The sequence below is a fragment of the Pseudoalteromonas sp. RW-H-Ap-1 genome, from assembly GCF_048318575.1.
In the GTDB taxonomy this organism is placed as follows: domain Bacteria; phylum Pseudomonadota; class Gammaproteobacteria; order Enterobacterales; family Alteromonadaceae; genus Pseudoalteromonas.
On sequence record NZ_CP166996.1, the window covers coordinates 1,299,852 to 1,315,616 of the forward strand.

General features: G+C 40.8%; 11 protein-coding genes. 9 read left to right on the top strand and 2 right to left on the bottom strand.

Features of this window, described 5'->3' with window-relative positions:
- The first annotated feature begins 6 nt into the window (after positions 1 to 6).
- The 3 genes from AB8618_RS06090 to AB8618_RS06100 are packed head-to-tail and all read left to right on the top strand — an operon-like array spanning position 7 to position 3,661.
- A complete protein-coding gene (locus tag AB8618_RS06090; protein ID WP_413401763.1) occupies positions 7 to 2,214 on the top strand; it encodes a GumC family protein in 2,208 nt (735 codons plus the stop codon).
- Positions 2,215 to 2,226: 12 nt separating this feature from the next.
- Positions 2,227 to 2,955: a tyrosine-protein phosphatase gene (locus AB8618_RS06095; protein WP_409425219.1), complete on the top strand. Its 729-nt coding sequence runs from the start codon at positions 2,227 to 2,229 to the stop codon at positions 2,953 to 2,955.
- Positions 2,948 to 3,661: a VpsP family polysaccharide biosynthesis protein gene (locus tag AB8618_RS06100; RefSeq protein ID WP_409425220.1), complete on the top strand. Its 714-nt coding sequence runs from the start codon at positions 2,948 to 2,950 to the stop codon at positions 3,659 to 3,661. The genes AB8618_RS06095 and AB8618_RS06100 overlap by 8 nt, the downstream gene beginning before the upstream one ends.
- 537 nt (positions 3,662 to 4,198) lie before the next feature.
- Here AB8618_RS06100 and rsmF read toward each other — a convergent pair.
- The gene (gene rsmF, locus AB8618_RS06105) at positions 4,199 to 5,638 is read right to left on the bottom strand and encodes a 16S rRNA (cytosine(1407)-C(5))-methyltransferase RsmF (RefSeq protein ID WP_413402834.1); all 1,440 of its coding nucleotides are present in this window, start codon (positions 5,636 to 5,638) and stop codon (positions 4,199 to 4,201) included.
- 265 nt (positions 5,639 to 5,903) lie between these two features.
- On the opposite strand from rsmF, the gene AB8618_RS06110 reads away from it, so the two are divergent.
- The 6 genes from AB8618_RS06110 to AB8618_RS06135 all read left to right on the top strand — a co-directional run bounded on the left by AB8618_RS06110 (position 5,904) and on the right by AB8618_RS06135 (position 14,515).
- Positions 5,904 to 6,617 (top strand): GntR family transcriptional regulator, encoded by a 714-nt coding sequence (locus AB8618_RS06110; protein ID WP_413401766.1) that lies wholly within the window; start codon positions 5,904 to 5,906, stop codon positions 6,615 to 6,617.
- Between the two features lie 118 nt (positions 6,618 to 6,735).
- Positions 6,736 to 7,614 carry a methylisocitrate lyase gene (prpB, locus tag AB8618_RS06115; protein ID WP_008109898.1) on the top strand — a complete coding sequence of 293 codons (879 nt, stop codon included), beginning with the start codon at positions 6,736 to 6,738 and terminating at the stop codon, positions 7,612 to 7,614.
- A gap of 25 nt (positions 7,615 to 7,639) precedes the next feature.
- A complete protein-coding gene (prpC, locus tag AB8618_RS06120; protein ID WP_413401768.1) occupies positions 7,640 to 8,764 on the top strand; it encodes a bifunctional 2-methylcitrate synthase/citrate synthase in 1,125 nt (374 codons plus the stop codon).
- A 127-nt stretch (positions 8,765 to 8,891) separates the two neighbouring features.
- Positions 8,892 to 11,501 (top strand): Fe/S-dependent 2-methylisocitrate dehydratase AcnD, encoded by a 2,610-nt coding sequence (gene acnD / locus AB8618_RS06125; protein WP_413401770.1) that lies wholly within the window; start codon positions 8,892 to 8,894, stop codon positions 11,499 to 11,501.
- 13 nt (positions 11,502 to 11,514) lie between these two features.
- Positions 11,515 to 12,684: a 2-methylaconitate cis-trans isomerase PrpF gene (prpF, locus tag AB8618_RS06130; protein ID WP_413401773.1), complete on the top strand. Its 1,170-nt coding sequence runs from the start codon at positions 11,515 to 11,517 to the stop codon at positions 12,682 to 12,684.
- A 550-nt stretch (positions 12,685 to 13,234) separates the two neighbouring features.
- Positions 13,235 to 14,515, top strand: a complete 1,281-nt coding sequence (locus AB8618_RS06135; protein ID WP_409425226.1) for a sensor domain-containing diguanylate cyclase — start codon at positions 13,235 to 13,237, stop codon at positions 14,513 to 14,515.
- 62 nt (positions 14,516 to 14,577) lie between these two features.
- On the opposite strand, the gene AB8618_RS06140 is transcribed toward AB8618_RS06135, so the two are convergent.
- Positions 14,578 to 15,477 carry a substrate-binding periplasmic protein gene (locus AB8618_RS06140; RefSeq protein WP_409425227.1) on the bottom strand — a complete coding sequence of 300 codons (900 nt, stop codon included), beginning with the start codon at positions 15,475 to 15,477 and terminating at the stop codon, positions 14,578 to 14,580.
- Positions 15,478 to 15,765: the final 288 nt, after the last annotated feature.

A 15,765-nucleotide genomic window follows, 5' to 3' on the forward strand; every position in this document is an offset into this window, starting at 1 on the left:
AACAAAATGAATACACACTCTGAAAAACCTAGCAACAACGAGGAAGTTATTGATTTAGGTGCTTATCTTAATGTAATTAAGCAAAGTAAATGGAAAATTTTAGGTTTTGCTATTGTAGTTACATTACTGACTATAATGGTTGCTTTAACTTTGGTGCCTAAGTATGTAGCCACAGCTACTTTATTAATTGAGTCGGAGCAAACTAAGGCTGTAAGCTTTGATGAAATATATGGCTTAGACTCTACAAAAAAAGAATATTACTTAACCCAGTTTGAAGTAATTAAGTCAAACAGCATTGCTCGTGAGGTAATTACTAAGCTTAATTTAAAACAGCATACTGACTTTATTGCTAAGCCTTCGCTTACAGGTGAGTTAAAAGGTATGGCTAAGCAGCTGTTACCTTTTTTGAATAAAAAAGAAGGCTCTGTTCTTAGCGAAGAAGAGCAAGCAGAGCGAGAAATGTTAGGTTTGCTTGCTGCATTCAAATCGCGTTTGAGTGTCTCTCCTATAATGAAAACGCAATTAGTGCGTGTAAGTTTTGAGTCGAGCGATCCTAAGTTAGCCGCTTTGGTGGCAAATACGGTCGGCGAAGTTTACATAGAAAGCCAAATGCGCGCTAAAATGGGTATAACCCAGCAAGCATCAAGCTGGTTAAACACGCGTTTATCTGAATTGCGTATACAACTAGATAGCTCTGAAGTGCGTTTACAAGCTTACCGAGAAGCGCAAAAGCTGGTTGATATAGAAGGTATTGCAGGGCTTGTTACTCAAGAGCTTGAGCAAACTTCAAAGCAGTTAGTTGATGCGCGTGCGGCTAAAAATAACCTTGAAAGTATTAACCGTGTTATTAACGAATATGGCAACGACAACATAGAACTACTTGGTAGCATGCCCGAAATTACCTCACACCGCGTTGTACAAGATGTTAAACGCGAAGTTGTATTGGTTGAGCGAAAAGTAAGTGAGCTTAGTGAAGTTTACGGCCCTAAACATCCAAAAATGATTTCAGCTAAATCTGAACTTGCTACAGTTAAAACTAACCTTAATAAGCAAATTAAAGGCTTAATTACCGGTATTGAAAAAGAGCTAAATAGAACAACGCGAACTGTAAATGCGCTTGAGCGCGATTTAGCTAAAATTCGTGCTGAATATCAAGATATTACTCGCAAAGAAACCCAATATAACCAACTTAAGCGAGAAGTTGAAACAAACCGTAATATTTTTAATACTTTTTTGTCACGCTCTAAAGAAACCGAAGTAACCAGTGACTTTAGCTCAGCAGCAGCTCGTTTTACAGACCGAGCTTACGCTCCACGAAACCCAAGTAAACCTAACAAAAAGCTGATTGTTATTTTAGCCTTTGTTGCTAGTTTTGGTTTTGCGGTAGTAATGACTTTTGTTTTTGATGCCTTAAACGACACAGTTAAGAATAAAAATGATGTAGAAAATAAACTCGCTCAACGTATGTTAGGGTTATTACCGCATGTTGTGGTTCCTAAAAAGAGCTATTTTCCGATCCATGCTTATTTAGAGGATACCTATCGTCGTTTTGCCGAATCGGTACGTACCTTCCGCACTAGTTTGTTGTTAACTCATCTTGACCGAGCGCATCAAGTTATTGCGGTTACCTCTACCTCACCAGGAGAGGGTAAAACGACCACCTCTGCCAATTTAGCGATGTCGTTGGCACAAATGGGTAAAGTATTATTAATTGATGCTGATTTACGTAAACCAACGTTAGCTAAACGATTTGATATACCGGTATTTCATCCTGGTTTAAGTAATTTAATGATAGGCACTGAGCAATTAGCGGAATGTATTCATGTTGATGCGCAATCGGGTGTTACAATTATGCCAAGCGGGCAAATACCGTCGAATCCACTTGAGCTGTTATCAAATCCACGATTTGCTGAGTTACTTAGCGATTTAAAAGTGCAGTACGACCATATTATTGTTGATACACCGCCTACACAAGCCGTAAGCGATGCATTGGTAATTGCGCAAAGTGTTGACTCGGTAGTTTATGTTGTTAAATCTGATATTACTCGTATTAAACCAATTACAGCGGGCCTTGAGCGTTTATTTGAAGTAAAAGCCCACGTTGCTGGTGTGGTACTTAATAAGGTTGATATGAGTAAATCTAAAGATGAGCATAGCCATGGCTACTATGATTATTACGATTACTCACAGCAACCTGAAAAGCCACAAGTGTAGCTAAGTTAGTTTATGATTGATATTCATACGCATATTTTGCCGAGTATTGATGATGGCGCTAAAGATTTAACAGAATCTTTAGCGCTTTTAAAATTGGCTGAAAACGATGGCATTACGCATATGGTAGCAACGCCGCATATACATGTAGGCCGCTTTAATAATTCGATGTCTGTTATTAATGATAATTTGGCAAACTTACAACAAAATGCAAAAAATGAAGGGATTAATGTAAAATTAGCTGCCGCTGCTGAAGTACGTTTAGACGTAGAACTTATGGCAATGGTGATGGCTAATAAACTACCTTTTATTGGTAAAATAGCAGGCAAAAACGTATTGTTATTGGAGCTACCGCATTCACACATGCCACAAGGTTACGATAAGTTTATTCAGTGGCTCGCCAAACAAAATATACGCGTCATTATTCCGCATCCTGAGCGTAACCGCGATATTCAGTCAAACCTTTATTACATTGAACACTTAAAGCAGTTAGGCTGTGATTTTCAGCTAACGGCATCGAGTATTGAAGGTGAGTGGGGCGAAAGCGCTCAAGCAATTTCTTTGCAAATGCTCAAAGATGGTTTAGTTAGCTATGTTGCCTCTGACGCTCATTCAGTCAAACGTCGACCGCCTATTTTAAGCCAAGCTAGAAAAACAGTAGCGCAATTATTAGGTGAAGAGCAGGCCACAGCGCTTTTTGTAACTAACCCGTTGCAACTAACCGAGTGTTTATTTAATGACTAAATTAAACATGTTCAAGGTAGTGCCTGCTGTTATTTTAGCCATGATGGTACTTGTTATTGCTTATACAAGTATGCAAAGTATGCGCGCAAATGCGTGGTACTTTAATGCGCTAAATATTGTGCAAGAGTCAGGTGGCGCTTTGTCTGGCTCATCGCTTCAGGCGGCAGAAAATGCGATTACCTTGGCTACTAATATGGATCCTGAGCATCCTCATTATTGGCACTTTTTAGCCCATATAAAAATGCTAGGTTTAGCCGGTACTGATACAACATCAATTGAGCAAACCGAACATACTCAGCAAACATATCAACACGCTGAGCAAGCGTTGTTAAAGTCGGTTGAGTTAAGACAAACTTGGGCACTAACCTGGATAAGTTTGGCGCAAGTTGTCAGCTATCAAGAGGGGCCAACAGAGCGAGTATATAATTATATTCAGCAAGCTAAAAAAGTTGGCCCATATAAGCTGGATGTTCATTTAGGTATTATTCAAATTGCGTTAATGCACTGGAATGAACTACCACCCACCTACAAAGCCCTTTATGTGAACGAGCTTAAATTAGCCTCTAAATATGGTTATAAATTTAATAAAATTTTTAGTATGGCTAAAGAAATGAACCGTTTGCCAATTGTGTGTTTATCGCTTCAATTTGGCACTCATTTTGAGGCGGTTAGAGGCAGTTGGATGTTTAATAAATACTGTGGTTAAAACGCGAGCTACGGGTTGCGAGCTTCGAGTAACAGGCATCGAGTAACGGGGGTCGGGTAACGGGCCTTGAACCTCGTTAATTCTAAACTTTAACCTTTTTTGAACCACAGAGAATACCGAGGCGCTTCGCACTACACGCAGAGAAAGCTTCGATTTTGGAAATCTAAGTACTAACAACAGTTCTTTAACCTTTGTCTTTAATTACTTTCTTTGTGTGCTCCTATCCTCTGTGGTAAATAAATCACTAAGCTCTTATTGTAATATAGGGTTGGGAGAGTGATTAAGCTCGTAACCCGATCCCCGACGCCCGTTAACTTTCACCTAGACAAAAAAAGACCCAGAGCTATAAGGAACTCTGGGTTATAGAGGGGCTCATATGTGAGCCCTGCGCTAACTAAAGACACTTTCAGATTCTTAGGGAGAAGAAGAAAGTTATTTAAGTATAGTCAAAAGCTTCAAAAATACACATTTTTGCTCATTTTTTATACTGCAATAATTACAGTGGGTTACAATTGTTATGCACACTTAAGTTAGAGTTTACTCCCAGTTTATTAACTGCGTGTTTTGCACCAAATCTCTAGGTAGTGAGTTTTTTACCTTATTTTTTTGCCACTTTCCTAAACCAATAGGGCAACCACATAAGGTCAGGATCACTTCGCCAGTTGCCTTAACAACCTCATCCAAACGAATGTCTTTGCCATTAAAGTAATCACTGGCCTGCTGATTGGTTAGTTCCAGTACATTGCTTTTACATTGCTTACCAAATACGGTGGCAAATTCATGGGCGAGGCGCACGCCGTTTTTATGAATAACACCTACCTGAATACCTAACCGCGCGTATTTAATTTTGTTTTGTATTGCTTCAAATTCATCTGGGAACAGCCAAAGCTCTTTGTCGCGTTGCATTAAAGTGCCTGGCAGGCTTGTTAAACCAAATTGCTTTTTGAGAGAGCTCATAAACGCACTTTGCTGTTTACTATCAAAATCAGTAAAGGGGAATGCGCCTTTTTTTACTTTTAGATTTTGGTTTTCGCAGCTGCTGTGCTTTTTAAATTTAGCAATAAAAAAGCCTTCGCTGTCGAAGGTTTGCGGCCAAACATGTAAGTAACCCTCGTCTGTAGTGGCTTTTTCGGCGCCAGGGAAAAGGTCATTTAAAGGCTCTGGCGCGATGTATTCGCCAAATTCTTCTAGCAATGCATCACACACTTGCTGGTTTTCGAGAGGGGTTAATGTACAGGTTGAATACACCAGCGTGCCGCCAGGTTTAAGTGCATAAAATGCACTTTTAATCAGATCTTTTTGTACTTGGGCAATGGTAATGTTTGATTCAATAGACCAATTTTTTAGTGCATCGCTGTCTTTACGAACTGTGCCTTCACCCGAGCAGGGCGCATCAAGCAAAATACTATCAAAGCATTCAAACATATAATTACCAAATACCACGCCATCAAAATGCGATAACGCACAATTACCAACACCCATGCGCTTTAGCGTGGCACTAAGTACTTTTAAGCGCGATGACGACAACTCATTTGCAACCAATACACCTTGATTGTTCATTAGTGCAGCCAGTTGTGAGGTTTTAGAACCCGGTGCCGAGGCCATATCGAGTACTGTGTTACTGGTTTTAATACTTTGCTTTAGTGCCATTGGCGGCAACATTGAGCTTGCTTCTTGTACGTACATTGCGCCGCTTAAATGTAAGTCGGTATTACCTAGCGCTAAATTTTGCTCTTCATCGTTTGGGCGCTCTAGCCAAAAACCTTCATCGCACCAGGGAATGGCAGTGAGTTGCCAATTTTTTTGAGCTGCATGGCGTTTAAATTCTTCAACACTCATTTTTAATGTATTAACGCGAACAGACTTACGTAAAGGCCGACGACAGGCATTTAAAAAATCATCTAATGTAAGGTGATCAGGCAGATAAGTTTTTACGTCATCAATAAATTGCTCTGGAATATAAGTGTTAGCGTCCACGATTTGGCTCATACAATAAAATTTAAAGCCGGATAATAGCATTTTTGACGATTTTTTTCAGTGATAAAAACGAAATAGCAGCGCTTTGAAAGTGTCGACATCTTATTGTGTAAAACGCATTCAATGCTAATTTTTATTATACTTTTAGCTAATGCTGTCGACAATTTGATGGTTTTTTACTCATTCTTAGTGCTTTTAGGGTTGACACTGTTAGCTAATAAGCACATAGTTAACCCATAAATTGTCGACAATATAAAAATACTTTATGACACAGCACTTTTTAAACGACACCGCAGTTACAACCGCTTCCGATAAAGTGTTTGTAGATATGCGCCGCGAAATTGTAGAAGGCAGCATTGCACAAGGCAGTAAAATATCAGAGCCAGAACTGGCAAAGCGTTATGGTGTAAGCCGTGCAACCCTCAGAGAGGCATTAAACCGTTTAGAAAGTTGTTACTTAGTTGAGCGCAAAGCCAATATAGGTTGTCGCGTTGTGGCATTAACCGCAGAGCGTTTAATTGAAGTGTATCAAGTACGCAGTGCCCTTGAAGGACTTGCTTGTAGGTTAGCTGCCGACAATATGGAACCTGATGAAGTTCAAGGGTTGAAACAATTACTGAATCAGCATTTGCACACTCAGCGTGTTAAAGAAGGTGAGTCGTACTATCAAGAAGCCGGCGACTTAGACTTTCATTATCGAATAATCAAAGGCAGTAAAAACGCTCACTTAATTCATTTGTTATGCCACGACCTATACCAGTTAATAAGAATGTACCGTGTTCAAATGGGCATGGTTGGGCCACGCGTATCGAAAGCGTTTGACGAACATTTAGCGATTATAAACGCCATAGAGAATCATGATGGGGAGCTGGCCGAAATGCTAATGAAGCGCCATATCAGTGCTTCCCAAGCAAATATACAAACAAAATTTGATGGATATCAATCAGTACAAGCCACTCAAAATGAAGTGGCTAACTAGATTCTGTTGACCTTTGCGGATTAAACCTTGAAAGGTCAATAGACCCTAGTACAGATGTAACATTATTAAAAATACTAAGCTGCCAAAGAGCAGCCCCGTTCAAAGTTAGGAGAAGGTAATGTCAGCAGGATTAAAATTTAAACAGGCAATTGCAAATAACCACCCGTTACAAGTTGTGGGTACTATTAACGCGTATACCGCAATGATGGCAGAAAAAATGGGCCATCAAGCTATTTACTTATCGGGTGCAGGTGTGGCTAATGCCTCATTTGGTATGCCAGATTTAGGCATGACCAGCCTTGATAACGTACTTGAAGATATTCGCCGTATTACCGGTGCTAGCGATTTACCTTTGTTAGTAGATGCCGATACAGGCTGGGGCGGAGCCTTTAATATTGCCCGTACCGTTAAAGAAATGACCAAAGCGGGTGCAGCAGGCTTTCATATTGAAGACCAAGTAGCGCAAAAGCGTTGTGGTCACCGTCCTAATAAAGAAATAGTTACCCAAGCTGAAATGGTTGACCGCATTAAAGCCGCAGTAGATGCAAAAACTGATAGCGATTTTTACATTATGGCGCGTACTGATGCATTTCAAAAAGAAGGCTTAAATGCAGCAATAGACCGTGCCGCTGCCTGTGTTGAAGCGGGTGCCGATGCCATTTTTGCAGAAGCCGTTCATGACCTTGCTGATTACCAAGCATTTAGCAAAGCGATTAATGTGCCGATTTTAGCCAACATTACCGAGTTTGGCCAAACCCCTATTTACACTAAAGAGCAGTTAAGCGATGTCGGTGTAGAAATGGTGCTTTACCCATTGAGTGCCTTTAGAGCAATGAACAAAGCGGCACTCAATGTTTACTCGGCTATTTTGAATGAAGGGTCGCAACAAAGCCAAATTGAAAACATGCAAACGCGTGCAGAGCTTTACGACTTTTTAGATTATCACTCGTACGAAAACACGCTCGATAACCTTTTTTCAGCAAAATCTGACAAATAATAAAAAATTCAACAGGAGACAAATCATGGTAGATAAAGCATTAGGTGGCGCAGGCTTACGTGGCCAAGTAGCAGGACAAACAGCATTATGTACAGTAGGACAAACAGGCTCAGGTTTAACTTACTGTGGTTACGACATTAGCGAACTGGCCGAAAAAGCGCAGTTTGAAGAAGTGTCGTTTTTACTTTCACGCGGCGAGCTACCAACCACAACAGAGCTGGCTGATTATAAAGCTAAACTTAAGAGCTTACGTGGTTTACCAGAGGCACTAAAAACAGTGCTTGAGAACATTCCTAAAGACGCACACCCAATGGATGTAATGCGTACTGGGTGTTCTATGCTAGGTAACCTTGAAATGGAAAACGACTTTAGCGAAGCAAATGATGCGATTGACCGCATGGTGGCAATTTTCCCAAGTATTATTTGTTACTGGTATCGTTTTACTCATGACGGTGTTCGTATTGAAACCCAAACGGATGATGACTCAGTTGGCGCACACTTTTTAACGCTATTACACGATAAAGCACCAAGTGAATTATTTGCACAAGTGATGAATGTATCACTAATTTTGTACGCAGAGCATGAGTTTAATGCCTCTACCTTTACCGGTCGCGTATGTGCATCAACGCTTTCAGATATCCATTCTTGTGTAACTGGTGCAATTGGTACCTTACGTGGTCCACTGCATGGTGGTGCTAATGAAGCGGCAATGGATATGATTGAAGGCTTTAGCAGTGCTGATCAAGCTGAAGACGCGCTTATGGGCATGCTTGAGCGTAAAGATAAAATTATGGGCTTTGGCCACGCTATTTACCGTGAGTCGGATCCGCGTAATGTAATTATTAAAAAATGGTCTGAAAAATTAGCCGCAGAAGTGGGTGACGATGTGCTTTACCCAGTATCAGTTCGCTGTGAAGAAGTAATGTGGCGTGAGAAGAAGTTATTCTGTAATGCCGATTTCTTCCATGCATCGGCGTACCACTTTATGGGTATTCCTACTAAGTTGTTCACGCCTATCTTTGTAATGAGCCGAGTAACCGGTTGGACAGCTCACGTAAAAGAACAGCGCGCAAATAACCGTATTATTCGCCCAAGTGCGGATTACACAGGGCCAGATGCGCGCAGCTACACGCCAATTGAATCAAGATAAATATATAGTCCATACAAAGGTGAGTTACCAACTCACCTTTTACGGCTTTAGCAAATTATGCAAACAATACACCTTCAAATCTAAAGCCTGTCTTGGTTAACCCCGTCACCAAATTAGCGAATTTATTATGACCATTATTAATAACACTCAATACCGTAAGCCATTACTAGGCTCAAATGTAGATTACTATGATACTCAAGCAGCAGTTGATGCCATTAAACCAGGCGCATACGCTACTCTCCCTTATAGCTCGCGTGTATTTGCCGAAAACTTAGTGCGCCGCTGTGAGCCTGATATGTTAACCGATGCGCTTAGCCAAATTATTGAGCGCAAGCAAGACCTAGATTTTCCGTGGTATCCGGCACGCGTTGTATGTCACGATATTTTAGGGCAAACCGCTCTAGTTGATTTAGCAGGCCTGCGCGACGCTATTGCTGCGAAAGGCGGCGATCCTGCAAAAGTAAACCCGGTTGTGCCAACACAATTAATTGTCGATCACTCGTTAGCGGTAGAGCATGCAGGCTTTGACCCTGAAGCATTTGAGAAAAACCGCGCCATTGAAGACCGACGCAACGATGACCGTTTTCACTTTATAAACTGGACAAAAACTGCGTTTAAAAATATTGATGTGATCCCGCCGGGCAATGGCATCATGCATCAAATTAACCTTGAAAAAATGTCGCCGGTCATTCAAAACCGCGACGGTATAGCCTTTCCAGATACCTTAGTTGGTACCGACAGCCATACACCACATGTTGATGCGTTAGGTGTTATTGCTGTGGGCGTAGGCGGTCTTGAGGCAGAAAGCGTAATGCTAGGACGCGCATCGTACATTCGTTTACCCGATATTGTGGGTGTAGAACTTACTGGTAAACGCCAACCAGGCATTACTGCAACCGATATTGTATTGGCTATTACCGAATTTTTACGCGAGCAACGTGTGGTATCGACTTACCTAGAATTTTACGGTGAAGGGGCAGATGCACTAACTCTTGGCGATAGAGCGACTATTTCGAACATGACCCCAGAATTTGGCGCAACCGCGGCTATGTTCTACATTGACGATAAAACCATTGATTACTTACGTTTGACAGGTCGCGATGAAGAGCAAATTGCACTAGTAGAAAACTACGCTAAAACAGCAGGGTTATGGAGCGATAGCTTAAAAACAGCGCATTACGATCGTGTACTTAAGTTTGACCTATCAAGTGTAGGGCGCAACATTGCAGGACCTTCAAATCCGCACCGTCGTGTATCTACTAGCGATTTAGCTAAAGAAGGTATTTCGGGCGTTGTTGAAAACGAAGAAGGCTTAATGCCAGATGGCGCGTGTATTATTGCCGCTATTACTAGTTGTACTAATACCAGTAACCCACGCAATGTGATTGCGGCAGGTTTATTGGCGCGTAACGCCAATGCAAAAGGTTTAATGCGTAAACCTTGGGTTAAAACCTCATTGGCACCGGGCTCTAAAGCAGTGCAATCTTACCTTGAGGACGCAAATTTATTACCAGAGCTTGAGCAACTTGGTTTTGGTATTGTTGGTTTTGCCTGTACCACCTGTAACGGTATGAGTGGTGCACTGGACCCTAAAATTCAACAAGAAGTCATTGATCGCGATTTATACGCAACAGCGGTGCTTTCGGGTAACCGTAACTTTGATGGTCGTATTCATCCGTATGCTAAGCAAGCGTTTTTAGCGTCTCCACCGCTTGTGGTTGCGTATGCAATTGCCGGTACCATCCGCTTTGATATAGAAAAAGATATCCTTGGTAAAGATCAGCAAGGTAACGATGTAACCTTAAAAGATTTATGGCCATCTGATGAAGAAATAGATGCGGTCATCAAGCAAAGCGTTAAGCCTGAGCAGTTTAGAAAAGTATACGAGCCTATGTTTAACTTAACCGTTGATTACGGAGAAGATAACGACCCACTATACGATTGGCGCCCAGAAAGTACTTACATTCGCCGTCCTCCTTATTGGGAAGGGGCATTAGCAGGCGAGCGCAGTATGAGTGGTATGCGTGCATTAGCGGTACTTGGCGATAACATTACAACCGATCATTTATCACCCTCTAATGCGATTATGGCAAGCAGTGCTGCAGGTGAATACTTGACTAAAATGAATGTGCCAGAAGAAGATTTTAACTCGTACGCAACGCACCGAGGCGATCACTTAACCGCGCAGCGCGCCACGTTTGCAAACCCTAAACTATTGAATGAAATGGTATTGGATGAAAACGGTGAAGTGAAGCAAGGTTCGTACGCGCGCATAGAGCCAGAAGGTGAAAACACGCGTATGTGGGAAGCCATCGAAACCTACATGCAACGTAAGCAACCGCTTATAATTGTTGCCGGTGCTGACTATGGTCAAGGTTCGTCGCGCGATTGGGCAGCAAAAGGCGTAAGGCTTGCTGGTGTTCAGGTTATTGCAGCTGAAGGGTTTGAGCGTATTCACCGTACTAACCTTATTGGTATGGGTGTGCTACCACTGGAATTTGCTGCAGGTACAACCCGCAAAACACTTAGCCTAGATGGCAGCGAAAGCTATGATGTTAAAGGCGAACCAGCACCAGGGGCAACTTTAGAATTAGTAATTACCCGTAAAAATGGTGAAGTAGTCACTGTGCCAATGAAATGCCGATTAGATACGCAAGAAGAGCTTTCTATTTATGCCGCGGGCGGTGTATTACAACGCTTTGCGCAAGACTTTTTAGAAGCAACACAAGCATCATAAGGACATAAAAAAGATGTTTAAACCACAAATTAAAGTGCCAGCGACCTATATGCGTGGCGGCACCAGTAAAGGCGTGTTTTTTAATTTAACTGATTTACCCGAGCCTGCCCAAGTGGCAGGTGAGGCGCGCGATAACTTGTTATTGCGCGTTATTGGTAGTCCCGATCCTTATGGTAAACAAACTGATGGTATGGGTGGCGCAACATCAAGCACCAGTAAAACCGTTATTTTAAGTAAAAGTGAACAGCCCGATCACGATGTTGATTACTTATTTGGTCAAGTCGCGATTGATAAAGCGTTTGTAGATTGGAGCGGTAACTGTGGCAATTTAACCTCTGCTGTAGGCGCGTTTGCCATCAGCAATGGTTTAGTTGATAAAAGCAGGGTGCCTGATAATGGCATTGCTATTGTGCGTGTATGGCAGGCTAACATTAAAAAAAGTATTTTAGTGCATGTACCCATGACGAATGGTGAAGTACAAGAAACCGGTGACTTTGAGTTAGATGGTGTTACCTTTCCTGCTGCTGAAGTAAAGCTGGAATTTATTGACCCTGCTGATGGTGATGGTGCGTTATTCCCAACAGGCAATGTGGTGGACGATTTAGAAGTGCCAGGCGTAGGCATATTAAAAGCAACCATGATCAATGCTGGTATTCCGACTATTTTTGTAAATGCAGCGGATATTGGTTACACCGGTACAGAGTTGCAAGATGACATCAATAGCGATAATGCGGCGTTAACTATGCTTGAAAGCATTCGTGCCCATGGTGCAGTGAAAATGGGCTTAATTAATAATATTAATGAAGCACAAGCACGTCAACACACACCTAAAGTGGCATTTGTTGCTCCAGCAAAAGACTATACAGCCTCAAGTGGTAAGCACATAAATGCCAGCGACATAAGTATATTGGTTCGCGCGATGTCGATGGGCAAGTTACATCATGCAATGATGGGGACAGCAGCCGTTGCTATTGGCACAGCAGCCGCGATAAAAGGCACCTTAGTTAATGTAGCCGCTGGTGGTGGAGCTATTAATGAAGTTAACTTTGGCCACCCTTCGGGCACATTAAAAGTGGGTGCAGAGGCGATTTTGACAGATGGCCAATGGCAGGTTAGCAAAGCAAGTATGAGCCGCAGTGCCCGTGTGTTAATGGAAGGTATGGTAAGAGTGCCTTTTAATTAAGTCGGATGCCAATTTCAGTCATATAAAGCACAGAGCTGATAACTTAATGGTTATCAGCTTTTTTTAGTTTTATATTTCTAGGGTCTGTTGACCTTTGCGGATTAAAATTTGTTCAAACTAGGGGCGGTTTAATCGCGGCGCGAGGTTTGTAACCTAGTGGGCTCGATAACTGCTCCTGCGTTATTCTACTGGCTTACATCCATGTAAGAATAAGTAAAAACTGAGCAAAGCTTCCGCGTCCTGCTCACGCCCCTTACCTACATCCATGTAGGCAACAAAGAGTAAATCGCCCCTAGGCAGAACCCTTCGGGCAGCGCCTGTTTGGCATTGATGCTGCGTTATCGCCTATTTATGGGGAATAACCACACCACATAGGCTCTGCCTTGCCTAAATACCAAACAGCCTGCTGCAAATTCAACCTTGAAAGATCAACAGACCCTAAGAAGAAAGGATCATTTTTTCTGTTATAACAGTAAATATTCACATATATTAAAAGTGCTATACCAAATTTATAGCTATTTATTAGAAGTATGTGTTTACGGAGTTGTTAATGGATTTATCTAGGCTTAATGCAGAAAAATTAGTTAAAAATTTGCATGCGGGAGTGGTTGTACATGCTCCAGATAGCAGCATTGTTTATGCAAATCCTGCTGCATTAACTATTTTACGTATGACTCAAAAGCAAGCCTTAGGGTATGACGCTTTTGATAACCAATGGAACTTAATTGATGAACTTCGTAAACCTCTCAGTGTTGATAAATATCCAGTTAATTTAGTTATTAATAGTAAAAAACCGATCAGTAATATTGAACTAGGTATTTGTGATAGCTCATGCGAAGACATAACTTGGGTATTGTGCAACGCCTATCCAGAGTTTGATGAAAATAATAACCTCACAGAAGTAGTAACTACCTTTATTGATATTACTTACCAGAAACAAATGATCCCATTTAAAGAAATAGTTGAACTTGCCAATGATGTTATTTTGGTTACTGAGGCTGATACTATTACTGAAAATGGACCTAAAATTGTTTATGCAAACCAGTCATTTACTAAAGTAACTGGTTATCATTTAGGTGAAGTTAAAGGAAAAACGCCGCGTATTTTACAAGGTCCTAAAACTAAACAATCAACACGCGATAAAATAAGGCATGCACTAGAAAATAAACAGCAAATTTCAGAGCAAATACTTAATTACAAAAAGAATGGTGAGCCTTATTGGATTGATATGAATATTTTTCCACTTAAAAATAGCTTGGGCGAAGTGGCTTATTATGCGGCTATTGAGCGCGATATTACTAAAATGAAACAGTATCAAGCGCAGTTAAAAGATTTAACGATTAAAGATCCTCTTACAAATTTACTTAACCGTAGAGGTTTTATTGAATTGAGTAAACTTGCACTTGATACCTGTTTTAAAAATGAACAGCATTTAACGCTAACTATGATAGATATTGATCATTTTAAGCGTATAAACGACCAATTTGGCCATGAAGGTGGTGACTTGGTCTTACAAAGTATTGCTGCAACGTTCAAATTATTTTGTGACAATAATGACATTGTAGCGCGTTTGGGCGGTGAGGAGTTTTGCATTGTTTCACAGGATAAATGTGTTACTACTGTAGTTAAAACATTAGCAAAGCTTCAGGATTTTTTAAAAGATAATCCGGTAGAGTTACCCTGTGGTGAGTTTGTGAATTACACAGTGAGTAACGGGGTATCGAGCTTAACTTCTGAGTGTTGCACTTTGCAAGGCTTATTAAAAAATGCCGACAAAGCGCTCTATAGAGCAAAAAGCATAGGCCGTGACCAAACTGTGGTGTTTAATTAAAACTTATATGGTATGGACATAAAACAAGCAGGCTAAGGTAATTATACTCAGCTTGTTAAGGGTTACCCTAGGTTATAGCACTGTTGTTTTTTATGAGCGATAAAACGTTCAAAAGTATTGTTTTTACGCATAATGGCAATTTCAGCGTTGATGTCAGCTAATATAGATTGCCAATTAGATGTATCTTTACTTACTGAAAAATGCAGATTTTTGTACTCAATACTTGGTGATAATGCAACGAGGGCATTTAGCATCACTTTTTTATCTCTATTTGATAAAGGTGACTTGTAAACGCTGGCTTTAAGTACTTCTAAATCGGCAACAATAAGCTCAACGCGACCGTTTAAAAGCAAGTGAATGAGCTGATATTCACTGTTTGCAACAATGGTTTTTACTTTGCCTTGGCGAATCAGTTCATCGAGTTCGTCACTATTTTTATATGAGCGGACTACGCCCATAACCCGATTTTTTACAGAATTAATACTGCCATCGTAGTCAATGGTGTGATCTTTAAGTGCAACAAACGATAAGTCGCCACCTGGAATAGGTTCTGATAGCGCTAATAATTGATTGCGTGTTTTGGTTAAAATATTTTCAGATATGATGTCGTCGGCAATATAGTACTCAGGGAATAATATATCGGCTTTGCCTAGCTCTGCTTCACGAACTGCACGCGCCCAAGGGTAAAACTCAATATGAACACCATAACCACGCTTAACCAGCATGCTAACTGTAAGCTGGTAAAGCCAGCCTTTATTGCATAGGTTATCGTCTATATAAGGAGGCCAGTTAAGTGTAACTAAACGAAGTACGGTATTAGCATTTAGATTATAGCCATAACCACTTTTATATTTTTTACCTGGAAGAGTAATATTTTTATCGTCAACATTGTAGGTTACAGGCGCAGGATCTGCGTAAGTGAAGAAGGATAAAAGTAAGGCAACGACTAAAAATATTCTCATAAGGATAATGCATTTTTATATGTGCACTTAAGTTTAGTGGGTTATCTGGAATAAACAACTTAAATGTTCTCAGTATTCAAACAATATAAGTATAGCCTTAAAAAGCGATAGCTATTAATATACAAAAATAAGTAACTTAACTTAAATATGACACAATACCGATTTTTAAAAATGATCATTCTATCGTATTAAATGGCACCCTTACTGCGTAAAGTTATTTATATAGAATAACTATATGTTATAGCTTTCGTCTTGTTATTACGTTATTTTCAGGCGCCATAATAGAAC